A 14579-nucleotide genomic window follows, 5' to 3' on the forward strand; every position below is an offset into this window, starting at 1 on the left:
GCGTTCGGTTCGCATCTTCATCCCCGAACACGAGGAAAAACCATGACACGCTCTCTGCAAGATACCACTGCCCAGACCATGGCGAATTGCGGCGTCACCGCATCGCTCTCCGTCGCCGGCGGGATGTCTGTCGTTTCCCCGATCACCGGAGCGCCGGTCGCCATGCTCGCCGAGCATTCCGTGGCCGATGCCGAACAGGCGATCGCGCTGGCCAATGAAGCCTTCCGCGCCTGGCGCATGGTGCCCGCCCCGCGACGGGGCGAGCTGGTGCGGCTCTTCGCCGAGGAACTGCGCCTGTCCAAGGAAGATCTGGGCCGCATGGTCTCGATCGAGGCAGGCAAGTCGCCTTCGGAAGGGCAGGGCGAAGTGCAGGAGATGATCGACATCTGCGATTTCGCAGTGGGTCTCTCACGGCAGCTCTATGGCCTCACCATCGCCACCGAGCGTCCCGGCCACCGGATGATGGAAACCTGGCATCCGCTGGGGGTGGTGGGCATCATCACTGCCTTCAACTTTCCCTGCGCACCGTGGTGCTGGAACGCGGCGCTGGCGCTGGTCTGCGGCGATCCGGTGATCTGGAAGCCGTCGGAAAAGACGCCGCTTACGGCACTGGCGGTGCAGGGCGTGCTCGACCGTGCGCTGGCCCGGTTCGGGACCGATGCGCCCAAAGGGCTGAGCCAGGTGCTGGTCGGCGGGCCGGATGTGGGTGGCTCGCTGGTGGAGAGCGAGAAGGTCGCTCTGATCTCGGCCACCGGGTCCACCCGGATGGGACGGATCGTGGGGCCGAAAGTGGCGTCTCGGTTCGGCAAGTGCATTCTCGAGCTGGGCGGCAACAACGCCGGTATCGTCTGTCCCTCCGCGGACCTCGACATGGCGCTGCGCGCGGTGGCCTTCGGCGCCATGGGCACCGCGGGGCAGCGCTGCACCACGATGCGGCGGCTCTTTGTGCATGAGAGCATCTACGACCAGTTCGTCCCGGCACTGAAAAAGGCCTACGCCTCGGTCACCGTTGGCAACCCGCTCGAAACCTCCGCCCTGGTCGGCCCCCTGATCGACAAGGCGGCGTTCGAGAGCATGGGCGCTGCGCTGGAAGAGGCCAAGGCCATCGGCGGCGCGGTGGCCGGCGGCGAGCGGCAGGCCGTCGAGGGGGACAGTGCCTATTACGTGAAGCCCGCGATTGTCGAAATGCCGGTGCATGACGGCCCGGTTTTGCGCGAGACCTTTGCGCCGATCCTCTATGTGATGAAATACAGCGATTTCGATGCGGTGCTTGATCAGCACAACGCTGTGGGCGGCGGTCTGTCCTCGTCGATTTTCACCACCGATCTGCGGGAGATGGAAACCTTCCTCTCTGCCCGTGGCTCCGATTGCGGCATCGCCAATGTGAATATCGGCACCTCTGGCGCCGAGATCGGCGGCGCCTTTGGTGGCGAGAAGGAAACCGGCGGCGGGCGCGAAAGCGGATCGGACGCCTGGCGCGCCTATATGCGGCGGGCGACGAACACGATCAACTACTCCAAGGCGTTGCCGCTTGCCCAGGGCGTGGTCTTCGACATCGACTGATCATGCCGACGCAGACGCAAGAGACTGCCTGTTTCCGGCCCGCCGAGCGCATCGCCACGCTCGGCGTGTCGGAAATCCTGGCCATCGGGGCGCGTGCGGCAGAGCTGCGCGCCATGGGCCGCGACATCATCACACTGGGTGCGGGCGAGCCGGATTTCGACACGCCCGACCCTATCAAGAAGGCTGCATGGGAGGCGATGCAGCGCGGCGAAACCAAATACACGCCGCTGACCGGCACGCCTGCGCTGAAGGAGGCGATCATCCGCAAGTTCCAGCGCGAGAACGGTTTGGACTATCGGCCATCGGAAATCATCGCCTGCGCCGGTGCCAAGCAGGTGATCTACAATGCGATGATGGCCACGCTGAATCCGGGCGACGAGGTGATCATACCGACGCCCTACTGGGTCACCTATTCCGATATCGTGGAACTGTGTGGCGCTGTGCCGGTGTTGGTGCCGTGTTCCGCCGATCAGGGATTCCGACTGACCGCCGCGCAGCTGAAGGCGGCGATCACGCCCAAGACCCGCTGGTTGATGCTGAACTCTCCCTCGAACCCTTCTGGTGCGGCCTATGCCGAGGCGCATCTGCGCCCGCTTCTGGAGGTGTTGCTGGCGGCGCCGCACGTCTGGCTGATGGTCGACGATATGTACGAACACATCGTCTATGACGGATTCCGCCATGTGACGGCGGCTGCGGTCGAACCCCGGATCAAGGAGCGGACCCTGACGATCAACGGGGTGTCCAAAGCCTATGCCATGACCGGCTGGCGTCTTGGCTATGCCGGCGGGCCGGAAGCGCTGATCCAGGGTATGAGCGTGATCCAGAGCCAGTCCACTTCCGGCGCCAGTTCGATCAGCCAGGCGGCAGCCATTGCCGCGCTCGATGGTCCGCAGGGCTTTCTGGCGGACCGCGCGGAGGCGTTCCGGCAGCGACGGGATACGGTCGTCGCGGCGCTGAATGCGGTTCCCGGCCTCTCCTGCCGTAGCCCGGAAGGTGCCTTTTACGCCTTTCCCGAGTGCAAGGGGCTCATTGGGCGGCGCAGGCCCGAGGGGCAGGCGTTGCGCAGCGACCGGGATGTCTGCGCCTGGCTGATGGAGGCCGCCGGTGTCGCCGTGGTTCCGGGCTCCGCCTTTGGTCTTCCGGGACACTTCCGGGTTTCCTATGCCACCTCGACAGCGACGCTGAACGCGGCGCTGACACGGATCCACGAGGCCTGCGAGACGCTGGAGGCGGTAGGGTAGACCCTGCGCAAACGCGCGGATCGGCCGGCTCAGGCCGGCTGATCGAACTCCATCCTGATCTTGTCCGACACCTCGGCGCTCTTGCCGAAGCGGTCGATGCCGTAGCCCTTTAGATCGACCGGAGACGCCTCGCCCCGCACCAGCGCGGCGAGGCTCTCGCCCAGGGCCGGCGCGATCTGAAAACCGCCTCCGCTGCCGCCGAAGGCGTGAAACAGTCCCGGGAGTGTGGCGCTCGGGCCGATCACCGGCAGCATGTCAGGCAGATAGCCCTCGACCCCCGACCAGACCCGGATGATCTCGGCCCGCGTCAGCATCGGCACGCTTTCGGCCAGTGCACGCATGCCCCGGAGGGTTTTCTCCGGCGGCACGTAGGTGAACTCTCCCGAGACCAGAGAGCGGGTGCGCGGATAGCCCGAAAAGATGACATTGCCGCGCGGGATCTGCCGTACGATGACGTCTCCCTCGACCATGTGCAGCGATGGATGCAGGCGATATGGCAGCGGTTCGGTGACGAATTGCGGAGGCCCGGCGCTGAACATCGGCACCGTTTCGCCGGCCTGCGCGGCCAGCGCCCCGGCCCAGGCACCGGCGGCGTTGACGAGTTTCGCCGCCGCGAAGTGACGGCCATCCGCGGTGGTCACGGCAAAGCCCCGGCTGCCATGCTCGAACCGCGCGACCTCGCACCCCTCGACCACCGTTCCGCCGTAACGGAGCAGCGCCCTTGCGACAGGCGGCGTGCTGAGCCGCGGGTTGGCGACGGCGCTGCGCGGGCTGAAGGCGGCAAGCCGGATGCCGGGCGCGAGAAACGGGAACCTGTCATACAGCCTGGCACCCTCCATAAGCTGGGAGTCGATGCCGAAACGGCCGGCGGTCTCCACCTCCTTGCGCAGCTGGGCTTCGCCCCGATCGGTCCGGGCAAAATAGAGATGACCGGTACGGTCGATATCGCAGGTTTCGCCCGTGAGCCGCACATAGCTCTCCCACAGTTCCTGCGCCCGGATCGACAGCGGGTATTGGCGGGCCGAACGGCCGTGCAGCCTAAGATTGCCGAAATTGGTTGCCGAGGCCTGCGCACCGACCTGTCCGCGCTCCAGCAGGGTCACCTTGAGGCCCGCGCGCGCCAGAAAAAGCCCGGTAAAGGCGCCGAAGAGCCCGCCGCCGATCACGATCACATCGCTTGTCGTCGTTTCGCTCACGCCCTCTGCTCCGCGCCCTCTGTGTCGGCAACCAGCGGGATCGGCCGGACCGGCGCCTGTGCCCGCAGTCGGCCCGGCGTCTCTCCGGCGGCCGATGCGACGATTTCCGCAAGGGCAGGACCGCAGAACCGGCCCTGGCAGCGACCCATGCCGCAACGGGTGATGGATTTTACCCGGTTGATCTCGACAGGCCCCACCGGTGCGGCCAGTGTCGCGCGGATCTCGCCGGCGGTGACCCGCTCGCAACGGCAGATCGGTGTCGCGTCGGGAAGTTCGGCGACGGTTTCCGCAGGCCAACGGAAGGCGCCTGTCATGGCCCGCTGAAAATCCAGCTGCGCTTTGAGCCGTCGCCGGCCCCGCCGCAGCAGACGTGCCGGAATTTGGCGCCCGAGGCTCGCCAGAAGGCTTTGCGCGGCGAGGCTTCCGGCGGCGTCCGCCGCCTGCGCGCCGCCGATGCGGGCGCTGTCTCCGGCGAGCCAGAGCGTCTCTCCGGCCCGCCCCATCGCGTCGGTGCGGGCGAACCACTGACGAAAGTCGGGATCGAACCGGAACTCTGCCCCTGCGAGCTCGGCCAGCTGCGTTTCCGCACGCAGCCCGTGCCCCATCGCGACCGCATCCGCCGCGACGACCGTCTCCCGCCCCTTGCGGGTGACATAGCGCAGCCGTTCCACGCGACCGTCTCCCTCGATTGCGCGGATCGTGCCGCCCGAGAGCATGGCGACCCCGCCGCGTCGCAGCTCCGCCATCAGCGCCAGCCCCTCCATGGCCGTGCGCGGGGCGTGGCGCAGCATTGCCGGAAAGGCCCGCAGCTTGGCGGCCATGGGAGTCGTGTCCAGAACGGTGAGGTCGCGATGCCCGAGCCGGAGATACTGTGCGGCGGCGAGATAGAGCAGTGGCGAAGAGCCGGCGAACACCACCTTGCGCCCGATGAAGCTCGCATGGCGCTTCACGGCCACCTGAGATCCGCCGAGCGTGAACACGCCCGGCAGCGTCCAGCCCGGCACCGGCATGATCCTGTCGGTGGCGCCCACCGCTATCACCAGATGTGTGTAAGGCTGGCCGACGAAGCCGTCCGGACCCAACAGTTCCAGCTGGTTGTCATGGCAGGCCCAAACCAGCGTGCCGGGCCGGTAGTCGCATTTTGCCAGTATGGCGTTCTCGGTGTCTTCCCGCCGTGCCATGGCGTCCGCCCCTTGGCCGTAGAGCGCCGCGCGATACGGCTCGCTCAGCGGCGACAGACGCCGTGTGCCTTGCCCGCCCGGCAGGGTGGCCTCTTCCAGAACGATGGGCCGCAGGCCCGCCTGAACCAGCACGCGGGTGGCTGCCAGACCGGCGGGGCCGGCGCCGACGATGGCGACGATCGGTTCGCCGCCCATCTCAGGTCTCGTCGTCATAGGGCCGCGAGCGCAGGCGCTGGCCGTCGGTCACTTCGGTCATGCAGCCGCGCAACCGGCGGCCCCGCTCGTCCCACATCGTACAGTCCTGACAGCTTCCCATCAGGCAGAACCCTGCCCGTGCGGCGCCGTCGAACTCGGATGTGCCGCAGGGAAGGCCCGCCGCCAGTATCGCGGCGAGTATCGTGTCGCCCGTCCGCGCCGAGACTCCGACCCCGTCGAATGCGAAGCGCACCGGGCGTGGGGTTCCGGGCGATATGGGGTGGAAAAGCGGGGTAGGGTCTATTTTGGGCATAGTTAATATCACAATGCGATAGAAGCTATGTCAATATGGGGCGTCGTGCTTGTTCCTCTGCGAGGGCGCCGTTTTGGCCGGCCGCTTAGGCAAGAGGCCTGTCAGGAGAAGGAGATCGACCGTGCCGCTGCGAGGATCATCGGCGCGAAGACCATGGCGAGCTGTTCGGGGCTGTAGCGCAGGGTCGAGACCGCCAGTGACACCGCCCCGATGACCTGCCCCAAAGAGCCCAGCACCGGCGCCGCGATAGAGGCGTCGGCGTGATAGAGCTCTTCCAGCGCGGTTGCATAGCCCTTGAGCCGGGCCTCCTCAATGATCGCGGTGAGCTTGCCGATATCGGTCTCGGTGTTCTGCGTATGCGCGCGGATGTCCGACGCTTCCAGTATGGCCGCGACCTCCTCTGCCGGCAGACGGGACAGAATCGCGCGCCCTGGCGCCGTGCAGTAGGCGGGCAGGCGTGTACCGATGGTCACGTCGGTGTGCAGCACATGGCGGCTGAGGAAGCGCGAAATGAAAACGATCTCGGTCCCGTCGAGCAGCGTCAGGTTCACCGTCTCTTCGGTTTCCTTGCTCAGGTGCTGCAACACCGGCATCGCACGGTCCACCAGCCGTGAAGTACGGGTGAAGTGATGCGCGAGGTTGAGCGTCTTGACCGACAGCCGGAACTGTCGCGTACGCCCGTCCTTTTCGAGATAACCCAGCGTTTCCAGCGTATGGGCAAAGCGCTGCGCGCCGCTCAGATCCATGCCGGTCTGTTCGGCGATGTCCGACAGGGTCATCTCCGGATGACGCGAATCGAACGCCTCCAGCACGCGGAACGCCTTGGCGACGGACTGCACCATGAGCGGGTCCGACCGCTTCGGAGATTTCTTCTTTTCGTCTGTCGTCACCTGACCTCTCCATTCATCAACACTGTACGCGCCGCCTTTACCTGTGCCCGGCAGTTCGCCCTGTTTTCAGCAAAACCGGCAAGAATTCCAGCAGACACCCGCAAGACGATTGACAAAAGAAACAACGACCACCTACATTCAATAATAACTATTACAATGCAATGGTAGCCATGGAAAACTTCATCCTTACCGAAAAAGCCGGCAACGTTCTGACCATCACGCTGAACCGCCCCGAAAAGATGAACGCGTGGAACGCAGCGATGCGGGATATGCTCATCGAGGCGCTCGACATGGCGGAGGCGGATGACGAGGTGCGTGCCATCATCCTGACCGGGGCCGGTGACCGGGCGTTCGGGGCCGGTCAGGATCTGAGCGAAAGCAAGACCTTCGATGCAGATCGTGCCGAAGTATGGATGGGCGAGTGGAAGAAGCTCTACGCCTGTTTTCGCGATGGCTCGAAGCCCATCGTGGCGGCACTGAACGGGGTGGCGGCGGGCTCTGCCTTCCAGGTGGCGCTGCTGTGCGACCTGCGTGTCGCGCATCCCGGCGTGCGCATGGGGCAGCCCGAGATCCTGTCGGGCATCCCCACCGTCACCGGCAACTGGATCATGCGCGGCATGATCGGCATCGCCCGCACAATCGACCTGACCCTCACCGGCCGCATGCTCGACGCCAAGGAGGCGCATGAGTGGGGTCTTATCAGCCGGTTGGTGGACGAGGGCCGGGTGATGTCCGCCGCGATGGAGCTGGCGCAGGAGCTGGCATCCAAGCCGCCGGAGGCCATGCGGCTCAACCGCCAGCGGATCAAGGAAGTCACACAGGAAGGCTATGACGATGCCATGGCCGCCGGTATCCGCATCCAGCTCGAAGCCTATGGTATCGGCGAACCGCAGCGGATGATGGAAGAATTCTTCGCCAAGCGCGCCAAGGCCTGACCGGTTCGGCGCCGGATCGAAGAAGACCGCGGTTTCCGCCCCTTCGGGCGGGTGCCGCACCCAAACAAAAATCCAAACGCAAAAAGCGTCAAACGTCCAACAGAGGTAATTCCACCGATGAAAAAGATCTTCTCCCCGCAGATGAGCCGTCGCGGCCTTCTCGCCACCGGCGCCGCGGCACTGGCGACACCCATGCTGGGCCGCCGTGCAAACGCGCAGACCACATCGCTGACCGTGGCCGATCCGGGCGGCCCCTTTGCAGACGGGTATCGCAAGGCCTTCTACGAGCCTTTTAGCGCCGAGACCGGCATCGAGATCGTCCCCGTGGCCCGTGACGCGGAGCCCACCGCGCAGTTCAAGTCCATCGTCGAAACCGGCAGCTATATCTGGGATGTCTGCACCCTGACCCTGTCGGCGCGGCTGATCCTCGAACAAGAGGACCTGCTGGATGATATCGATGTCGATCCCGCGCTCACCGCCAGCATGATGCCGGGCTCGGTGCATTCGAACTTCCTCGGCACCGATGTCTACGCCACGATCTCGGCCTTCAACACCGAAAGCATGGAGACAGGGCCGTCGAACTGGGCGGATTTCTGGGATGTCGATACCTTCCCGGGCCGCCGCGCGCTGCGCCGCAATCCCATCGACACGCTGGAGCAGGCGCTGATGGCCGACGGTGTCGCGCCCGAGGATCTCTATCCGCTCGATGTCGACCGCGCCTTTGCCAAGCTCGACGAGATCAAGGACGACATCGATGTGTGGTGGACCGGCGGCGCCCAGACGTCGCAGCTGCTTCAGAGCGGCGAGGTCGATATGCTGTCGGGCTGGAACGCCCGCCTTCAGTCGGCCATCGACACCGGTGCCCCGGCAAAGCTGGTCTGGAACCAGGGGCTTTATTCGATCGAGGGCTGGGGTCTGCCGAAGGGTGGCCCGAATGCCGATGCCGCGCGCCAGTTCGTCGCCTTCTGCGCCCGTCCCGAGCAGCAGGCGCTGTTCACCGACGACCTGTCCTACGGTCCCACCAACCTCGACGCCTACGATCATATCTCCGAAGAGCGTGCTCCGGTGCTGACCACCGCGCCCGCGAACCTAGAGGGCATGGCGCTGGCCGATGAGGTGTGGTGGCAGCAGAACCGCGCCGAGGTGACCGAGCGCTTCAATCTCTGGCTGCTGGTGTAACCGCGTCCCCGCCGGCGGGTCGGTTCCGATGCCCGCCGGTGGGATCCTCCGTGCGATCCCTTGCAAGATCCGCCGCGCCGCACAAGGCTGCGCCGGTCTGTTGCGCAGGCGCCCGACGGCGCCGCCGTGCGACGATCTCGGACAAGACCCACCCGCGCCAGCGCGCGACCCGACAGGGACATGATCACCATGAATACCCCCGCCACTTCCGCCGCCGCGGCGTCTCCGGCAGTCAAGATCCGGATCGACGGCCTGTCAAAGACCTATGGCACCTTCACTGCGCTCGAACCGACGACCCTCGATGTGCAGCGCGGCGAGTTTCTTACCCTGCTCGGGCCGTCGGGCTCGGGCAAGACCACGCTGCTCCAGATGGTGTCTGGGCTCACCCCGGCGACCTCGGGGCGGTTGGCGGTCGATGGCGAGGACTGGACGCACCGGCCCGTGCATGACCGTAATATGGGGCTGGTGTTTCAGCACTATGCGCTGTTCCCGCACATGACCGTTGAGGAAAACGTCGCCTTCCCGCTGCGCATGCGCAAGCAGCCGGCCGAGCAGATTAAGCGGGCTGTCGCGGAAACCCTTGAAAAGGTCCAACTCGACCGTTTTGCCCATCGCTTTCCGCGCGAATTGTCGGGGGGCCAGCAGCAGCGTGTGGCGCTCGCCCGCTGCTTTGTCTTCAGGCCCGAGATCATCTTGATGGACGAACCGCTGGGGGCGCTCGACAAGGCGCTGCGCGAGACCATGCAGCTCGAGATTCGGCGCCTGCACCGCGAATTCGGCACCACCCTGATCTATGTGACCCACGATCAGGAAGAGGCGCTGGTGATGTCCGACCGCATCTGTGTGATGAATCACGCCAAGGTCGAACAACTCGGCACGCCGACCCAGATCTATTCGGATCCAGAGACCATTTTTGCGGCCACCTTCATCGGCCATTCCAATCTGCTGGAGGGTACTCTTGCGGGCACCGATGCGGCGGGAAACACACTGATAAAGACGCCCGCGGGCACCTTTGCCGGGCGGATGGGGGCTCGTGACGCAGGCGCGGAGAAACATGCACTGATCGTGCGGCCCGAGCGCGTATCGCTGGGGGCGGCCACGGGACCGGGCATGAACGAACTGCGCGCCACATTGCGCGACGTGGTCTATATCGGGTCGGACAACCGGTTGATGCTGACCCTGCCGGACGGCTCGGAAGTCACCTTGCGTCAGGATCCGGGGGCCGAGACCGATATGGCGATCGGCCAGGAGATCGCCGTACACTGGCCCATCGCCGCCGGGCGGGTGGTGTCATGAGCGCCGCCGCCGACACGCCGGGATCCGCCGCCGGTGGCGCCCTGTCGCGGCTGAAGTTGGGACCGCTCTGGCTCGCGGCGCCGGCGCTGGCCTTCGTTGGCGTCTTTCTGCTGCTGCCCATGCTGCGCCTGATCGGGCTGAGCCTTACGGGCGGCGACACCCCCGGCCTCACGCTGGAGCACTACCAGGATCTGGCCAAGACGCCGGTCTATCTGCGGATCCTGTGGATCACCTTCCGGATTTCGATCCTGACCGCGTTCTTCTCGGTCGTTCTCGGTTATCCGGTGGCCGCGTGGCTGGCTGGGCTGCCCCACAACCGGCGCAACAAGTGGCTGTTTCTGGTGCTTTTGCCGTTCTGGACGTCCTATCTCGTCAAGACCTTCGCCTGGATGATCATGCTGGGCGACCGGGGCCTGTTCAACTCGATCCTCACCGGGACCGGGCTGGTCGGGGACTCGCTCGACCTGATGTATAACGAGCTGGGCGTAATCATCGGCATGGTGCATGCGATGATGCCGCTTGCGATCCTGACGATGGTGCCGGTGATGACCGGCATCGACCGGCGGCTGCCGCTCGCGGCGGGCAGCCTTGGCGCGAAGCGGTCGCAGCGGTTCTGGCTGATCGAGTTCCCTCTGGCCATGCCCGGGGTCGCCGCGGGCGGGTTGCTGACCTTCATCACCTCGCTTGGCTTCTTTATCGTGCCGGCCTATCTCGGGGGGCGGGGCCAGACCATGCTGGCGCAGATCATCATCATGCAGGTGCAGGAGCTGGTGAACTGGGCGTTTGCGGCGGTGCTGTCGGTGATGCTGGTGGTCGCGGCGCTGGCGGCGATCTGGATTTACGACCAGTTTTTTGGGCTGTCCTCGCTCACCCAGGCGAGCACCGCCGACGGCAAGGGCTCGAAGATCGGCGGCCGCTGGCTGCGCCGCGCGGGGCAGTCGGTGCTGGCGGGGCTCGCATGGATCTGCGCGCCCTTCGACCGGCTGGGCGACCGTGGCGATGACGCGCCGAAGCCGGTCCGCACGGTATATCTCGCGATCCTGTTCCTGTTCCTGCTGGCGCCTGCGATGATCGTGCTGCCGCTGGCCTTCACCGCGGAACAGACGCTGGCTTTCCCGCCGCCGGCCTATTCCACCCGCTGGTTCGGCGAGTATTTCGGTTCGCAGATCTGGATCTCGGCCACCATCCGCAGCTTCGGCGTGGCCTTTGCCACCGCGATCCTGGCGACGGTGCTGGGCGGCATGGCGGCGCTGGCGCTGGCAAGATCCGACAGCCGCCTCGGCAAACTCGTGTTCGGCCTTATGCTCGCGCCGATGATCGTGCCGCGCATCGTCATCGCCGTGGGGCTGTTCTATCTCATGGCGCAGATGGGCCTCGTGGCCTCCAATATCGGCCTGATCATCGGCCACACATTGCTGGCGATCCCCTTCACCTTCATCGCCATCGGCGCGGTGCTCAAGGGCTATGACTGGCGCCTCGATCAGGCGGCGGCGACGCTGGGCGCGGGACGGCTCACCGTGTTGCGGCTGATCACCATGCCGCTTCTGCGCGGCGGCATCATTTCCGCGGCACTCTTCGCCTTCGTGACCAGTTTCGACGAGCTGACCATCGCATTGTTCATTTCGGGAGGTCTGAAATCTACACTGCCCAAGCAGATGTGGGACGACATGTACCTTCAGCTGAACCCGACATTGGCGGCGGTGTCCGTCCTGGTTCTGGTCATCGTGACCGTGATCCTGCTGCTGGCGCAACGTGTACAGAAATCCTGACCCTTCCTTCGCCGCGCCTCGTGCATAGCGGCGCGCTCTCCTGTTCCACTTTGAGGAAAAGAATGAATATCAAAGGCTTGGCAAAGAGCTTTATCGAGCAGGCCGAAAAGACGCCGACCCGCGTCTTTGCCCGCACCACCGATGGCACCGAGATCAGCTTTCGCGCGCTCTCGGATGCCGCGGATGCGATGATCGCCTGGCTGGCCGGGAATGGCGTACGTCCCGGCGATACCGTGGCGGTGATGACACGCAACAGCCCCGCCACTCTGGCGCTGATCCACGGGCTGCTGCGGGCGGGCATGATCTGGGTGCCGGTGAACCCGGCACTTGTCGGTGACGGTCTGGCCCACGCCCTGCGTCTCGTCGAAGCGGCCGTGGTGGTGTGCGATCCCGAGCTCGAGGGCACCGTGACCGACTGCGAGGTGACGCCGCGCGAGGGTATCCTGGCGCTGCACAGCTCAGACCTGCCTGCCGCCCCTGCCATCCCTCCCAGCTATGACATTCCGCCCCCGCAGGCGCTGGCCGCGATCATGTTCACCTCGGGCACGACCGGCCCGGCGAAGGGCGTGCGGGTCACCCAGACGATGCTCGAAATCGCCGCCCGCGGTGTCGAGGAGGTCGGCGATCTGCAACCGGCCGACAATCTGTTCATGTGGGAGCCCTTTTACCATGTGGGCGGGGCGCAGGTCATCGTTCTGCCGATCCTCTGCGATGTCACTCTGACGATTGCCGAGCGGTTCTCGGCCAGCCGGTTCTGGCAACAGGTTTCGGAGGCGGGCTGCACGCATATCCATCATCTGGGCGGCATCCTTCAGATCCTGCTGAAGCAGCCCGCCTCGGATCTCGACCGCGATCACCGCGTGCGGGTGGCCTGGGGTGGTGGTTGCGCGGCCACGGTCTGGCGCGAATTCGAGACCCGTTTCGGTATTAAGATTACCGAGTGCTACGGGCAGACGGAGGCCTCCTCGATCAGCTGCGCCAATACCGAAGGGGTCGTGGGCGCCATCGGTCACCCGCTGCCCTGGTTCGACATCGAGGTAAAAACCGAAACCGGCCGGATCCTCGGGCCGGGCGAGGGGCGAGGCGAGCTGGTCATCACGTCGCGTATCGACGGTGCGATCTTTGCCGGCTACCACAATGCGCCAGAAGCGACCGCCAAGGCGCTGCGCGAGGACGGGTTCCACACCGGCGACACGGGATCATGGGGCGAGGACGGCATGCTGCGGTTTCACGGCCGCCTCGGCGACAGCGTGCGCTGCAAGGGTGAGAACGTGTCGGCGCATGAGGTCGAAAGCGTTGCCAACCGTCATCCCGAGATCGAGGAAACCGCCATGGTCGGTGTTCCCGCCGAGATCGGAGAGTACGACATTCAGCTCTTTATTCGCCCCACGCCGGGCACCACGCCCGATCCCGAGGCGATCAGCGCCTGGCTTTCGGACAGGCTCGCGCCCTATCAGCAGCCGCGGTTCATCGCCTTCGTTGATGAATTCCCCAAGACCCCCAGCCAGCGCATCCGCAAGCATCTCCTGCCGGCGGCCCCGGACCGCTGGGAACGCAGCTCCACCAGAAAAGCCCCTGTCTCATGACCACCGATGTTTTGATCACCGGCACCGGAATGTTCGCCGGACGTATCGCGCTCGATATCGCGGCCACCGCCAAGGCCCCGGTGACGGTCGTCATCGCCGGGCGCAATCTGGCGCGGCTGCAATGGCTCCAGACCGCCGGCAACGCCCGGGCCGCCATGTTCGGCACGCCCGTCCGGTTTCGCGCGCACCGGACCGACCTCATGGAAGACGGCGCCAGCGAAGCGCTTCTGTCAGAGCTGAAACCGCGTCTCGTGGTCCAGGCCGCGTCGATCCAGACCTCTTCGGTGATCTCTGACAAGGGCTCGCGCTGGACCCAGCTCGTGGCCGAGGGCGGGTTGAGCGCCACGGCGGTGTTTCAGGCGCTGATCTCGTCGCGCATGGCTGCGGCGATCAGCAAGCTCTGCCCCGGTACGCCACTGATCAACTGTTCCTTCCCGGACGTGGTCAACGGCATGATCGCCGCCATGGGGCATGACGTGCTTTGCGGCACCGGCAATGTCGCCATTCTGTCCAATGTCTTTCGCGGCTCACCGAACCGCCCGAAGGGCAGGCTGCGCGTGCTGGCGCATTACCAGTGCCTCAAGCCTTGGCGCCAGCCCCCGAAAGAGCGGACCGGCCCCGCGCCCCGCGTTTTCGCCGACGAGACCGAAATCGCCGATCCCTTTCTCACCTTTTCCGACTGCAAGCTGACGCCGGAACCCGCCATCGAGATCTCGGGTGCCAGCGGGGTGACCCTGATCCTGGCGCTGTCGGCGGGTCAGCCATGGTCCGGTCATGTCCCGGGACCGAACGGTCTGCCCGGGGGCTATCCGGTGACGGTCTCGGAGACCGGCGCAATGTCGCTCGACCTGCCGGCGTCTCTCGCCGAGGACGCGGCGATCGCCTGGAACGATGCTTTCGAGCATCAGAGCGGGCTTACGGTCTCAGGCGGGGCGGCACGGTACAACGGTCGTCTGGCGGAGCTGCTGCGCGCCGAGGGCTTTGCCCATGCCGAGGGGTTCGACGTCGTCGATCTCGAAACGGTCTGCGCCGACATGCGCGCCTTGCGGGATCGGCTCCAGGACGAGGCGGCCTGAACCCAGAGCGCCGCTGGGCACGGAAACGGGCGGTCTGATTGGTCCCGCGCCCAGTCAGAAGCGGAAAATTTTAGCAGATAGGATTGTCATCTTTAGGTGTCGTTCACCCGATGCGGGCCAAATCCATTCCCAGAACGCCTTGCGAACGGGAACGATGAC

12 protein-coding genes are annotated in these 14579 nt (G+C 65.7%); 8 read left to right on the top strand and 4 right to left on the bottom strand.

All coding sequences use genetic code 11. The annotated features are described in order from the left end of the window. Nucleotides 1–42 precede the first annotated feature (42 nt). The gene (locus I6N89_RS06440; RefSeq protein WP_207017421.1) at nucleotides 43–1563 is read left to right on the top strand and encodes an aldehyde dehydrogenase family protein; all 1521 of its coding nucleotides are present in this window, start codon (nucleotides 43–45) and stop codon (nucleotides 1561–1563) included. Nucleotides 1564–1565: 2 nt separating this feature from the next. Continuing rightward, nucleotides 1566–2804, top strand: a complete 1239-nt coding sequence (locus I6N89_RS06445; protein ID WP_207017422.1) for a pyridoxal phosphate-dependent aminotransferase — start codon at nucleotides 1566–1568, stop codon at nucleotides 2802–2804. Nucleotides 2805–2833: 29 nt separating this feature from the next. Here I6N89_RS06445 and I6N89_RS06450 read toward each other — a convergent pair whose 3' ends face one another. The 4 genes from I6N89_RS06450 to I6N89_RS06465 form a co-directional block, all read right to left on the bottom strand. After that, complete coding sequence (locus tag I6N89_RS06450) at nucleotides 2834–4000, bottom strand: NAD(P)/FAD-dependent oxidoreductase (RefSeq protein WP_207017423.1); 1167 nt, start codon at nucleotides 3998–4000, stop codon at nucleotides 2834–2836. Next, nucleotides 3997–5376 (bottom strand): NAD(P)/FAD-dependent oxidoreductase, encoded by a 1380-nt coding sequence (locus I6N89_RS06455; protein WP_207017424.1) that lies wholly within the window; start codon nucleotides 5374–5376, stop codon nucleotides 3997–3999. The genes I6N89_RS06450 and I6N89_RS06455 overlap by 4 nt, the downstream gene beginning before the upstream one ends. 1 nt (nucleotide 5377) lies before the next feature. Further along, nucleotides 5378–5629: a (2Fe-2S)-binding protein gene (locus I6N89_RS06460; RefSeq protein ID WP_328805849.1), complete on the bottom strand. Its 252-nt coding sequence runs from the start codon at nucleotides 5627–5629 to the stop codon at nucleotides 5378–5380. 161 nt (nucleotides 5630–5790) lie between these two features. Then, on the bottom strand, nucleotides 5791–6579 hold the full coding sequence (locus I6N89_RS06465; protein WP_207017426.1) for an IclR family transcriptional regulator: 789 nt from the start codon (nucleotides 6577–6579) through the stop codon (nucleotides 5791–5793). 170 nt (nucleotides 6580–6749) lie between these two features. On the opposite strand from I6N89_RS06465, the gene I6N89_RS06470 reads away from it, so the two are divergent. From I6N89_RS06470 to I6N89_RS06495, 6 genes are all read left to right on the top strand, one after another. Continuing rightward, on the top strand, nucleotides 6750–7514 hold the full coding sequence (locus I6N89_RS06470) for an enoyl-CoA hydratase/isomerase family protein (protein ID WP_207017427.1): 765 nt from the start codon (nucleotides 6750–6752) through the stop codon (nucleotides 7512–7514). Nucleotides 7515–7631: 117 nt separating this feature from the next. Next, nucleotides 7632–8693, top strand: coding sequence for an ABC transporter substrate-binding protein (locus tag I6N89_RS06475; protein WP_207017428.1), 1062 nt, complete (start codon nucleotides 7632–7634; stop codon nucleotides 8691–8693). Between the two features lie 189 nt (nucleotides 8694–8882). Further along, a complete protein-coding gene (locus tag I6N89_RS06480) occupies nucleotides 8883–9989 on the top strand; it encodes an ABC transporter ATP-binding protein (RefSeq protein ID WP_207017429.1) in 1107 nt (368 codons plus the stop codon). Continuing rightward, the gene (locus tag I6N89_RS06485) at nucleotides 9986–11758 is read left to right on the top strand and encodes an ABC transporter permease subunit (protein ID WP_207017430.1); all 1773 of its coding nucleotides are present in this window, start codon (nucleotides 9986–9988) and stop codon (nucleotides 11756–11758) included. The genes I6N89_RS06480 and I6N89_RS06485 overlap by 4 nt, the downstream gene beginning before the upstream one ends. A gap of 62 nt (nucleotides 11759–11820) precedes the next feature. Further along, nucleotides 11821–13344 (top strand): class I adenylate-forming enzyme family protein, encoded by a 1524-nt coding sequence (locus I6N89_RS06490; RefSeq protein WP_207017431.1) that lies wholly within the window; start codon nucleotides 11821–11823, stop codon nucleotides 13342–13344. After that, nucleotides 13341–14420: a hypothetical protein gene (locus I6N89_RS06495; protein ID WP_207017432.1), complete on the top strand. Its 1080-nt coding sequence runs from the start codon at nucleotides 13341–13343 to the stop codon at nucleotides 14418–14420. Before I6N89_RS06490 ends, I6N89_RS06495 begins: the two co-directional genes overlap by 4 nt. Nucleotides 14421–14579 lie beyond the last annotated feature (159 nt).

Origin of the sequence: Salipiger abyssi, assembly GCF_017311415.1 — a bacterium.
GTDB classification, from domain to species: Bacteria; Pseudomonadota; Alphaproteobacteria; order Rhodobacterales; family Rhodobacteraceae; genus Salipiger; species Salipiger abyssi_A.